This is a genomic window from Azospirillum sp. B4 (assembly GCF_000333275.1).
Classification (GTDB): domain Bacteria; phylum Pseudomonadota; class Alphaproteobacteria; order Azospirillales; family Azospirillaceae; genus Nitrospirillum.
In genome coordinates this window covers 1-10555 of record NZ_BACU01000695.1, presented here as the reverse complement: position 1 = coordinate 10555, position 10555 = coordinate 1, and the positions used below count along the sequence as shown (strand labels likewise).

7 protein-coding genes and 2 pseudogenes are annotated in these 10555 nt (G+C 68.4%); 7 read left to right on the top strand and 2 right to left on the bottom strand.

Annotated elements, in window-relative coordinates:
• Nucleotides 1–911, top strand: a pseudogene (locus tag I55_RS31270) (carbamoyl phosphate synthase large subunit); the annotation flags it as partial.
• Between the two features lie 158 nt (nucleotides 912–1069).
• Nucleotides 1070–1543, top strand: coding sequence for a transcription elongation factor GreA (greA, locus tag I55_RS31265; RefSeq protein WP_044564641.1), 474 nt, complete (start codon nucleotides 1070–1072; stop codon nucleotides 1541–1543).
• Nucleotides 1544–1766: 223 nt separating this feature from the next.
• Here the strand turns inward: greA and I55_RS31260 are convergent, their stop codons facing one another.
• Complete coding sequence (locus I55_RS31260) at nucleotides 1767–2282, bottom strand: Lrp/AsnC family transcriptional regulator (RefSeq protein WP_040849174.1); 516 nt, start codon at nucleotides 2280–2282, stop codon at nucleotides 1767–1769.
• Nucleotides 2283–2414: 132 nt separating this feature from the next.
• On the opposite strand from I55_RS31260, the gene I55_RS31255 reads away from it, so the two are divergent.
• The 3 genes from I55_RS31255 to I55_RS31245 all read left to right on the top strand — a co-directional run bounded on the left by I55_RS31255 (nucleotide 2415) and on the right by I55_RS31245 (nucleotide 6406).
• Complete coding sequence (locus I55_RS31255) at nucleotides 2415–3425, top strand: mitochondrial fission ELM1 family protein (protein WP_044564640.1); 1011 nt, start codon at nucleotides 2415–2417, stop codon at nucleotides 3423–3425.
• A 208-nt stretch (nucleotides 3426–3633) separates the two neighbouring features.
• Nucleotides 3634–4353: a 2OG-Fe(II) oxygenase gene (locus tag I55_RS31250; RefSeq protein WP_083901581.1), complete on the top strand. Its 720-nt coding sequence runs from the start codon at nucleotides 3634–3636 to the stop codon at nucleotides 4351–4353.
• Between the two features lie 109 nt (nucleotides 4354–4462).
• The gene (locus tag I55_RS31245; RefSeq protein ID WP_044564639.1) at nucleotides 4463–6406 is read left to right on the top strand and encodes a hypothetical protein; all 1944 of its coding nucleotides are present in this window, start codon (nucleotides 4463–4465) and stop codon (nucleotides 6404–6406) included.
• A gap of 69 nt (nucleotides 6407–6475) precedes the next feature.
• Here the strand turns inward: I55_RS31245 and I55_RS31240 are convergent, their stop codons facing one another.
• Nucleotides 6476–8629 (bottom strand): protein-disulfide reductase DsbD, encoded by a 2154-nt coding sequence (locus I55_RS31240; protein ID WP_044564643.1) that lies wholly within the window; start codon nucleotides 8627–8629, stop codon nucleotides 6476–6478.
• A gap of 288 nt (nucleotides 8630–8917) precedes the next feature.
• On the opposite strand from I55_RS31240, the gene trxB reads away from it, so the two are divergent.
• Nucleotides 8918–9886 carry a thioredoxin-disulfide reductase gene (gene trxB, locus I55_RS31235; RefSeq protein WP_049974681.1) on the top strand — a complete coding sequence of 323 codons (969 nt, stop codon included), beginning with the start codon at nucleotides 8918–8920 and terminating at the stop codon, nucleotides 9884–9886.
• A 299-nt stretch (nucleotides 9887–10185) separates the two neighbouring features.
• Nucleotides 10186–10555: pseudogene (locus tag I55_RS31230) on the top strand (LysR family transcriptional regulator); the annotation flags it as partial.

The following is a 10555-nucleotide window of genomic DNA, read 5'->3' as shown; positions in this document are numbered from 1 at the left end:
ACATCGAGGAAGCCGGCATCCATTCCGGCGACAGCGCNTGCGCCCTGCCCCCTTACACCCTGCCCAAGCCGGTTGTTGAGGAGCTGGAGCGCCAGGCCGAAGCCCTGGCCCATGGTCTGAACGTCGTGGGCCTGATGAACATCCAGTTCGCCATCAAGGCGAATCCGGATGGCACCGGCCCCGCCGGCCAGGACATCTACATCCTGGAAGTGAACCCACGCGCCTCCCGTACCGTGCCTTTCGTCGCCAAGGCCACCGGTACCGCCATCGCCAAGATCGCCGCCCGCGTCATGGCCGGCGAAAAGCTGGGCGATTTCAAGCTGGGCGGCGCCTTCCCGCCGCACACGGCGGTGAAGGAGGCGGTGTTCCCCTTCAACCGCTTCCCCGGCGTCGACATCCTGCTGGGGCCGGAGATGCGCTCCACGGGTGAGGTCATGGGCCTGGATCCCAACTTCGCCATGGCCTTCGCCAAGGCCCAGCTGGGCGCCGGCGTCACCCTGCCGACCACCGGCACGGTGTTCATTTCGGTTCGGGAACGAGACAAGCCGGCCCTGGTTCCGGTGGCCCGTCGCCTGGTCGACATGGGCTTCAGGATCGTGGCCACCTGCGGTACCGCCAAGGTGCTGTCGGCGGCCGGCATTCCGGTCAGCCAGATCAACAAGGTGCTGGAGGGTCAGCCGCACATTGTCGACGCCATGATCGACGGCGCCGTGCAGCTGGTGTTCAACACCACGGAAGGCGCGCAAGCGGTGTCCGACAGCTTCAGCTTGCGCCGCACCGCACTCGTCAATAACATTCCCTATTACACGACGGTCGCGGGTGCCCGCGCCGCTGTGGACGCCATCTCGGCGCTGCGCACCGGCAGCCTTGAGGTTGCGCCGCTTCAGTCCTATCTGAGCGGGACTTACTAACCTGCGGGTGATCGATCGACCTGGGGATGACGGCCGACCGGCCGCCATCCCGGGATCAAGATCACCCTCGGGAGGGTTTCTCGTTGTCGCGATGCGGGCCCCGTGGGGCCCGCCCCAAGGAAATCCCTTGGGTTCTGAGTAACGGAATATCGAAGGCTATGGAAAAAATCCCGATGACGTTTGCGGGCTATACCCGCCTCCAGGAAGAACTGAAGCATCTGAAGGTCATCGAGCGGCCAGCCGTGATCAAGGCCATCGCCGAAGCGCGTGAGCACGGCGACCTGTCGGAAAACGCGGAATACCATGCCGCGCGTGAGCGCCAGAGCTTCATCGAAGGCCGCGTCATGGAGCTGGAGGACAAGATCAGCCGTGCCGAGGTCATCGACGTCAGCAAGCTATCCGGCAACGCCGTGAAGTTCGGCGCCACCATTCGCCTGGCGGATGAGGACACCGACGAGGAGTCGACGTACCAGATCGTCGGCGCGGACGAGAGCGACATCAAGAACGGCTTCCTGTCGATCACCAGCCCGCTGGCGCGCGCGCTGATCGGTAAGCATGTCGGCGACAATGTCGAGGTCACGACGCCTGGCGGCTCCAAGAGCTACGAGATCGTGGAAATCGCCTTCCGCTGAGGCGGCGCCTTCCTGGTCATCCCAAAAGAAAGGCCCCCGCTGGTGATCCGGCGGGGGCCTTTCTTTATGGCGTTTGTCAGGGAACGGGACTTATGCGCCCCCTCAGGCGCCGGGCGCCAGCATCCGCTGGCTTGGCTTATCCTCGGTTCCCAGTCCGCTTACGCTCCCCGGAAACCTCCGGCGGACGCAGTCGCGTCCTACAGCGGCATGAATGCCGCTGGGGTTATTCCTCGTCCTCGTCGTCGTCCAGCACCTCAGGGCCGACATCGACGTCGATGGGAACGCCGGGGGTGTATTTGGACTGCCGAATGGCCAGGGCCGACTTCACATGGCTGACGTTGGGGGCCGCGGTCAGCTTGGTGGTCAGGAAGCGCTGATAGCTGTCCCAGTCGGCGGCCACGATCTTCAGCAGGAAGTCCGTCTCGCCGGCCAGCATGCTGCATTCCCGAACCTCGGGCCAGCTGTTGACCATGCCCTCGAACTTCTTCAGATCCGCTTCCGCCTGGGAAGACAGGCCCACCTGCGCGAACACCGTGACACCAAAGCCCAAGGCCTCGGGATTGATGTCCGCATGGTAGCCCCGGATGAAGCCCGCCTCTTCCAAGGCGCGGACACGGCGCAGGCAGGGGGGCGCAGAAATGCCGGCCCGCCGGGCGAGTTCCACGTTGGTCATTCGGCCGTCCGCCTGCAAGTCGCGAAGGATACGCCGATCAATTCGGTCGAGTTTGACCCGCCGCATGGTATTTTCTTGAGCTCCCGGGAGGGGTGGGTTGGAAAGGATATTACATAGATGCCCAGCCGGCCCCAGGCAAGCAAGGTTGTTGCGAGCGAAACGATCCCATCCTTTCGCGATGCGGGGTAAACTGCCCCGATGACGCCCCAGACCGCCGCCCCCGGCCCCGCCGCCCCGCCCCTGTCCACGCCCGCAACCCCGCCCACCTGCTGGGTTTTATCCGACGGCAAGGCCGGCATGGAAAACCAGTGCCTGGGCCTGGCGGAGGCCGTGGGCGCCACGCCCGTGGTGAAGCGCATCCACCTGAAGACCCCCTGGCGCCAGCTCAGCCCCTACCTGCCGCTGAGCCTGGGCCATGGCCTTACCCCCGACTCCGACGCCCTCTCCCCGCCCTGGCCGGATCTGCTGATCACCTCGGGCCGGCACGCCGTGGGCGCGGCGCTGGCCATCCGGCGCCGGAGCGGCGGGCGCACCTTCTGCGTCCACATCCAGAATCCGGGCGTGCCCTTTTCCCGCTTCGACCTGGTGGTCATGCCGGCGCACGACCGCAAGGCCGGCGCCAACGTCATGGAAAGCCTGGGCGCCCTGCACCGGGTGACGGCGGCCCGCCTGGCGGACGAGGCGGCCAGGTTCGCGCCCGCGCTGAACCACCTGCCCCATCCGCGCGTGGCCGTCCTGGTGGGCGGCTCCAACGGCGTGTACCAGCTGACCCCGGCCGTGACCGGGGAACTGGCCGACCGGCTGGCCGTCCTGGCCCGCCAGGGCATGGGCCTGATGGTGACGCCCTCACGGCGCACGGGCGCGGAGAACGAGGCGGTGCTGCGCCAGCGGCTGGAGGGGTTGCCGGCCGTGGTCTGGGACGGCAGCGGCCCCAACCCCTATTTCGGCTATCTGGGCCTGGCCGACGCCGTGCTGTGCACCGGCGACAGCGTGTCCATGGTGTCGGAGGCGGCCAGCACCGGCAAACCCGTCTATGTCATCGCCCTGGAGGGCAAGTCGCCCAAGTTCGACCGCTTCCACCAGCTGATGGTGGAACGGGGCGTCACCCGCCCCTTCACCGGCGTGGTCGAAACCTGGACGCCCACGCCGCTGGACGACACGCCACGGGTGGCGGCGGAGGTCCTACGACGCATGGCCGCCAAACGCTGAGCCCGCGACGGGGCGCCATGGTGCGGCCTGTGTTATGGTGGGCCTACCGATTGCCGCGGTGGGCCAATCGTGACACCCGGCATTGACCGCGATGCCCCGCCGCCCCATCTGGGATGAGGTATTTGCGAGCCAGTCTCAGCAAGAACCATTCTAAGTTAGGGCCTAACCCAGGCACCGTCGCCGGCGCCAGCCTAGAAGAAGCAAGACCATGATCGGCACCTCCGCCAGTTCTTCCTCCTCTCCCGTCCCTGGCGCCCAAATTTCCGGCGCGACTGCGTCCGGTACGATTGGGACGACGGACCCGGGCCGCGCCATCGACCTGGACGCCTTCCGCGCCAAGCCGCTGTCCAACGATCCCTTCCCCCACGTCATCATCCCCGGCTTCGTTCGGGCGGAGGCGCGGGCCGCCATCCACCGCGACTTCCCGGAGATCGAGCTGCCGGGTAGCTTCCCCTCCCGCGAGCTGAGTTACGGCCCAGCCTTCGCCGCGTTGCTGGAGGAGATCCAGGGCCCGGCCATGACGGCGGCGTTCGAGCAGAAGTTTGGCCTGGATCTCAGCGGCCACCCCACCATGGTGACGGTACGCGGCCGGGCCAAGGCCCAGGACGGCCAGATCCATGTCGACAGCAAGACCAAGATCATCACTGTCCTGATCTACATGAACCCAGCCTGGGAGAGTGCCGAAGGCCGTTTGCGCCTGCTGCGCGGGCCGGACAGCCTGGACGACGCCGTGGCCGAAGTCCCGCCGGAGGAAGGCACCTTGCTGGCCTTCCTCAACAGCCCCACCGCCTGGCACGGCCACACCAGCTTCGTCGGCCAGCGCCGGGCCATCCAGCTGAACTGGGTGCGGGACGAGGGCGTGGTGAAGCGGGAACAGTTCCGCCATTCCCTGTCGGCCAAGGTGAAGCGGCTGAACCCCTTCCGCTGAACCTGTGAAAACGGCGATTCTGCCCGTATAACGCCCTGATGCGTCGCCGCCGGCCCCCATTTTCCGGAATGGCCAGGACCGGCGGCCCCCTTGTCATTTGGACCGGTCCATGCCCCTCAAGATCGAAACCTTCAGCAACGTCACCGGCGGCAGCAGCTATTTCAAGGCCATCGGCCACCCGCTGGCGGCGGAGCCGGCCAAGGCGCTGCTGGCCGATCTGAGGGCGGCGGGCCGGGTCGCCGTCTATGACCCCCTGAACATGCTGGAGCCGTTCGACGAAATCCACCACCTGACCGGTCCCGGGGGGGCGGTCGACGTGGTGGGCGTCTATGCCCAGAACGTCGACATGATCGGCCGGCCGCTGCTGGGCCACCCAGGCCAGCCGGTGACGGCGCTGGCCGACGCGGCGGTGGATGCCGTGTTCATCGCCGCCTTCGACGCGGAGCGGCTGGTGGCCCACATCCGGCATCTGATCCCCGCCGGGGCCGCCGTCTTTTCCCTGGACACCCTGAAGCTGCCGGCCGACCTGCTGACCAATCCGGCGACATACCTGGCTCCGCTGAACTTCGCCACCAACTACGCCTTCTTCCGCGACGCTGGCGGCCATCACACCCGGGTGGTGACGGCCAACTACTGGTCCAGCTATGGCGCGGAGGAACCCTATCTGTGGCTCTGTCTGTTCGGTGAGGATGGCCAGGTGCTGGCGCGCTGGACGCAGGACCTGCCGGGCGCCGACGGCACCGTGGTCATCGACAGCGCCCAGGTGCGTCGGAAGTTCGACCTTCCCGAGTTCACCGGCCAGCTGTTCATCCACGTGGTGGGCGCCGCCGGCCATGACGTGGTGAAGTACGCGCTGGACACCTATGGCGACGCCGCCGACACCCTGTCCTGCACCCACGACGCCAACGCCTGGCCGTCGGACTTCTACGCCGGCCTGCCGGCCCCGCGCGAGGATGAGCGGGTGGTCCTGTGGGTGCAGAACAGCCACCCCTGCCCCATTCCCGCCGGCGCCGTGGCCCTGAACCTGATGGGTCATGAGGCGGCGGTGGCCCTGGAGCGCGAGGTGGCCCCCTACGCCACCTATGCCCTGGACGTCGCCAGCCTGCTGCCGGAGGCCCGCTGGCCGCAGCAGGTGGAAATCCGCGCCGGCAAGCACTTCGTCCGCCCGCGCTATGAGGTCATCCGCACCGATGCCGCCGGCGTCACCCGCCATCGCATCGCCCACCCCAACGTGGAGCGCGTGGACCTCAAGCCGGACCCCAAGCTGGCCACGCTGACCAACCTGATGGGCAAGGGCTTCATCCTGCCGGCCCCCATCTTCCCGGCCGGCCGCTTCCGCACCATCGCCCTGCCCACGCCCATGGGCACCACGCAGGACCACCTGCCGCTGACCGCCATCGTCTACGACGCCGACGGAACGGAGGTGGCGCGTCGCGACCTGGGCCGCCTGCCCCGCGACCATGAGACGGTGTTTGAGGCGACCGACATCCTGGACGGCAAGGCGCTGCCCTCCGGCTACGGCCATCTGGAGCTGATCTACGACTTCGCCGCCGGCGAGAACGACGCTGACGGCTGGCTGCACGCCCTGTTCCGCTATGAGGACGGTGTCAGCGGCCACGCGGCGGAGACCAGCTTCGGCGCCCACATGTTCAACACGGTGCTGACCTACAGGAACGAGCCGCAGTCCTATTCCGGCCGCGCCCCGGGCCTGTCCACCCGCCTGTTCCTGCGCACGGGCATGGCCGCCGACGTGGACACGCTGTGCCACCTGATCTATCCGGCCAGCACGCCGTGGAAGGCGCGGTCCGATACCGCCCTGATCCTGACCACCAAGGACGGCCGCGAGGTCGCCCGCCGCACGGTCAACATCGCCTGCTCCGGCAGCTTCCACTTCCGCGTGGGCCAGACCTTCACCAGCGGCGAGATCAGGGAAGCGGGCCGCGACGCCTACGTCCTGATCCGCGACACCAGCTGCCGCCTGTTCGGCTATCACGGCCTGATCCGCGACGGCGCCCACGGCGCCTTCGCGCTGGATCATATGTTCGGGTTCTGAGGCGTAGCCGAGGCGCAAAAAAGGCCGGCGGATCGCTTCACCGGCCCTTTTCATTGGAACGTTCGCGCCTTACTGCGCGCTGGCGCTCTGCTTCGGCAGGTTGCCCACGGCTTCCAGCACCTGGGCCTCGGTGAGGATTTGCGGCCAGACCTCCGGCTCGGCTTGACCGGGGCGGTAGAACAGGTAGAGGGGCACGCCGCTGCGGCCGTGGGCCTGAAGCACACGGGTGATCTCGGCATCGCGGTTGGTCCAATCGCCCTTTAGCAGGGCCACGTTGCGGGCCTTGAAGGCGGCGTGCACCGTGTCGCTGGACAGGGCCACGCGCTCGTTCACCAGGCAGGTGATGCACCAGGCGGCGGTGAAGTCCACCAGCACCGGCCGGCCATCGGCGCGCAGCTTATCCAGGGTGGCGGGGGAGAAGGTCTCGAATCCATCCGCGCCGGCGGCCTTCATGCCCCCGGTGACCGGGGCGGCATTGCCGATGGCCTGCGGCACCACGGCGGCCACCGCCAGTAGCAGGGCCGCCAGCGCCGCCAGGGCGCCGCCGCGCCGGCCCCAGCCATCGGCATAGTGGGTGACGCCATAGAGCCAGGCGGCGAAGCCCACCAGCACCAGGCCGACCAGGATGCCGGTCATGCCCGGCGCCCCCACCTGCACCGCGAACACCCAGACCAGCCAAGCGGCGGAGCCGTAGAGGGGAAAGGCCAGCAGCTGCTTCAGTCGCTCCATCCATGCCCCCGGCTTGGGCATGTGCCGCAGCAACCAGGGGGACGAGGCCAGGGCCAGGAAGGGCAAGGCCATGCCGAAGCCCAGGGCGAGGAAGACGGCCAGGGCCACATACCAGGGCTGGACCAGGGCGTAGCCCACCGCCGCCCCCATGAAGGGCGCCGTGCAGGGTGTCGCGACGACGGTGGCCAACACGCCGGTGAAGAAGGACGCGGCATAGCCGTCGCCCTGCGTCAGCCCCTGGCCAGCGCCCATGAAGCGGTCGCCCACGGTGAAGACGCCGGACATGCTGAGGCCCAGCAGGAACATGACATAGGCCAGGATGGCCACCACCAGGGGGGATTGCAGCTGGAAGCCCCAGCCGATCTCCTGCCCGCCAGCGCGCAGCGCCATCAGCACGGCGGCCACGGCGGCGAAACAGGCCAGGACGCCGGCGGTGTAGACCAGGCCGTGCACGCGGGCGTGGGCGCCCTGGTGGCGCACCAGGGCCATGGCCTTCATCGACAGCACGGGAAAGACGCACGGCATCAAGTTCAGCACCATGCCCCCCAGGCAGGCGAACAGCACGGCCTGCCATAGGGGCAACGCCGGGGCGGCGGGGGCGGCCGTGGTTCCTCCGGCGGCCGTGGCCGCGGCGCCATCGGCGATGGCGATGGCCAGCGCCTGGGTGGTGGGCTTGCCATCCACCAGCTCCGTCACCTCCAGGATGCCATTGACGGGGCCGGGCTTGGCGCGGCCGGTGGGCTTCAGGGTCAGTACCAGTCCGTCCTTGGTGAAGGACAGCGCCTGGGGGGCGCCGGCCTCCACCAGATCCGGATTCTCGGCGAAGAAGTAGGCGTCCTTCACCTGCTCCGCCGTCAGGCCAGGGGCGGCCAAGCGCAGGGTGACGGCGGTCTTGGTGCTGCTGACGCTGGCGGCGTAGGGGCTGGGCACCGGCAAGGCCGCCCGCGCCTCCGCGAACATCGGCGCCACGGCGGCGTCGGGCGCCGCGCTGGACGCCCCTGGGGCCGCCCCTGGGGCGGCGACCGGCACGTCCAGGGTCAGGGTCGCGTCCTCCGGCACGCAGACATCGGCGCAGATCAGCCAGTTGGCGGCGGCGGTCAGGGTGACGGTGGCGCCGGGCTTGGCATCGGCCGGCACGTCCAGGCGCGCCAGGATGTGTGTCGCCTTCTCATAGCCGTAGTTGACCAGGGGGCCGGTGGTGAAGCGGTGCGGCGCCGGGAAGTTCAGCGGACCCGCCGTCCAGCCCGGCGGCAGGGTCCAGGTGACCTCCGTCGGCAGGCCCGAGTCGCCGGGATTGACCCAATAGGTGTGCCAGCCATCCTGCAGCGTCTGGTCCAGCGCCACCCACAGCGGCTGGCCCGGCACGGCGGCCCCTTCCGGCACCAGCTGGCTGACGGTGTGCTCCGTCCGCACCGGGGCGGCACCCGCCGGCGCGGCCGCCAGGCTAGCCAGCGCCAGCAACCCCGCCGCAGCCCATGTCTTGAAACCGGCCATCACCGCCATCGCCTTTGAACCCGTTCATCCACGAAACCCATACCCCTGATGTAGTGCATGATGGGGGCCGCCGCCATGGGGGAATGGCCGCACCCGGGCGCCCGGCAGCCCCCGCATGCCCGCAGGGGTCCGCCCCCTTTTGTGTGACGTCTGACGTTGAGCCCGGGGCCACTTGCCGGTATCGTCCCGCGTCTGAGTGAAACCTCACGCCTGCCCCACCATATCTAGAGGGCGGCGAGGGCATGGCCCCCAATCGAGAGGGCCCCCTTCCCGCCAGGAACAGTTCCCATGACCACGCATCGCACCAAGGTCCTGATCATCGGCGGCGGCCCCGCCGGCTACACCGCCGGCATCTACGCCGCCCGCGCCAACCTCCAGCCCATCCTGGTCCAGGGCATGCAGCCGGGCGGCCAGCTGATGATCACCACGGAGGTGGAGAACTACCCGGGCTTCGCCCAGGCGGTGCAGGGGCCCGACCTGATGGAACAGATGCGCCAGCAGGCGGAGCATGTCGGCACCACCCTGGTGTACGACGTCATCACCTCGGTCGACTTCAGCCAGCGCCCCTTCGTGTGCAAGGCCGACAGCGGCGACGAGTTCGTCGCCGACACCGTCATCATCGCCACCGGCGCCCAGGCGCGCTGGCTGGGCGTGGCCGGTGAGCAGGAATACCAGGGCGCCGGCGTCTCCGCCTGCGCCACCTGCGACGGCTTCTTCTTCCGGGGCAAGGAAGTGGCCGTCATCGGCGGCGGCAACACCGCCCTGGAAGAGGCCCTTTACCTGACCCACCACGCTGCCAAGGTCACGCTGGTCCACCGCCGCGACAGCTTCCGCGGCGAGAAGATCCTGCACGACCGCGTCTTCGCCAACCCGAAGATCGAGGTGGTGTGGAACCACAAGGTGGACCGGGTGCTGGGCAAGGGCGGGGCGGCGGACGGCGGCTTCGACATGAACAACCCCAAGCAGGTGACCGGCCTGGCGCTGAGCGACACCGTCACCGGCGAGGAGCGGGAATTGCCGCTGGACGGCGTGTTCGTGGCCATCGGCCACGACCCGGCCACCGCCATCTTCAAGGGCCATGTGGAGATGGACGCCGAAGGCTACGTCATCACCGCGCCGGACAGCACCCGCACCAACGTGCCGGGCGTGTTCGCCGCCGGCGACGTGAAGGACAAGGTGTTCCGCCAGGCCGTCACCGCCGCCGGCATGGGCTGCATGGCGGCGCTGGAGGCCGAGCGCTTCCTGGGCGGCCACTGACGAATAGCCCGCGCACCCGAGTCATCGTCAGGGCGCCGGCGTTTTAGGACGCCAGCGCCCTGACTTGTATGAATTGGCCCCACGCGTGCCCGAATTCAGCGCCGGGGCGTTGCCAAAACGGCACGCTGTGGCGCTAAAATGCCTTATCAGTCTATGGCCTAACCGTGTGGACACCCACAATCGGTAGCGTCCCGGACAAGCTGGGTATATATTCTTTGCATGGCGGCCCGCTTGAGGCCGTCATTTCCGACGGTCCCGCCTTCCGGGATCGCAACGTCTTTGACGCATAAGGACCGGGAATGGACTGGGACAAGCTTCGCGTTTTCCACGCGGTGGCGGAGGCCGGCAGCTTCACGCATGCTGGCGAGACCCTGAACCTCAGCCAATCGGCCGTCAGCCGGCAGATCAGCGCGCTGGAGGAAAGCCTCCACGTGCCGCTGTTTCATCGCCATGCCCGCGGCCTGATCCTCACTGAACAGGGCGAGCTGCTGTACCGCACCGCCCGCGAGGTGTTCGCCAAACTGTCGATGACAGAGGCGATGCTCTCGGAAAGCAAGGACACCCGAAGGCCCCCTTGAAGGTGACGACCACCGTCGCCTTCGGCTCCACGTGGCTGACGCCCCGCATCCCGGGATTCCTGTCGATCTATCCCGACGTGCAGCTGACCCT

Excerpts from the sequence above, each read along its gene's own strand:
- I55_RS31260 (WP_040849174.1), bottom strand. The coding sequence starts at position 2,282 with ATGCGGCGGGTCAAACTCGACCGAATTGATCGGCGTATCCTTCGCGAC.
- greA (WP_044564641.1), top strand. The coding sequence starts at position 1,070 with ATGGAAAAAATCCCGATGACGTTTGCGGGCTATACCCGCCTCCAGGAA.
- I55_RS31250 (WP_083901581.1), top strand. The coding sequence starts at position 3,634 with ATGATCGGCACCTCCGCCAGTTCTTCCTCCTCTCCCGTCCCTGGCGCC.
- I55_RS31255 (WP_044564640.1), top strand. The coding sequence starts at position 2,415 with ATGACGCCCCAGACCGCCGCCCCCGGCCCCGCCGCCCCGCCCCTGTCC.
- I55_RS31245 (WP_044564639.1), top strand. The coding sequence starts at position 4,463 with ATGCCCCTCAAGATCGAAACCTTCAGCAACGTCACCGGCGGCAGCAGC.
- I55_RS31240 (WP_044564643.1), bottom strand. The coding sequence starts at position 8,629 with ATGGCCGGTTTCAAGACATGGGCTGCGGCGGGGTTGCTGGCGCTGGCT.
- trxB (WP_049974681.1), top strand. The coding sequence starts at position 8,918 with ATGACCACGCATCGCACCAAGGTCCTGATCATCGGCGGCGGCCCCGCC.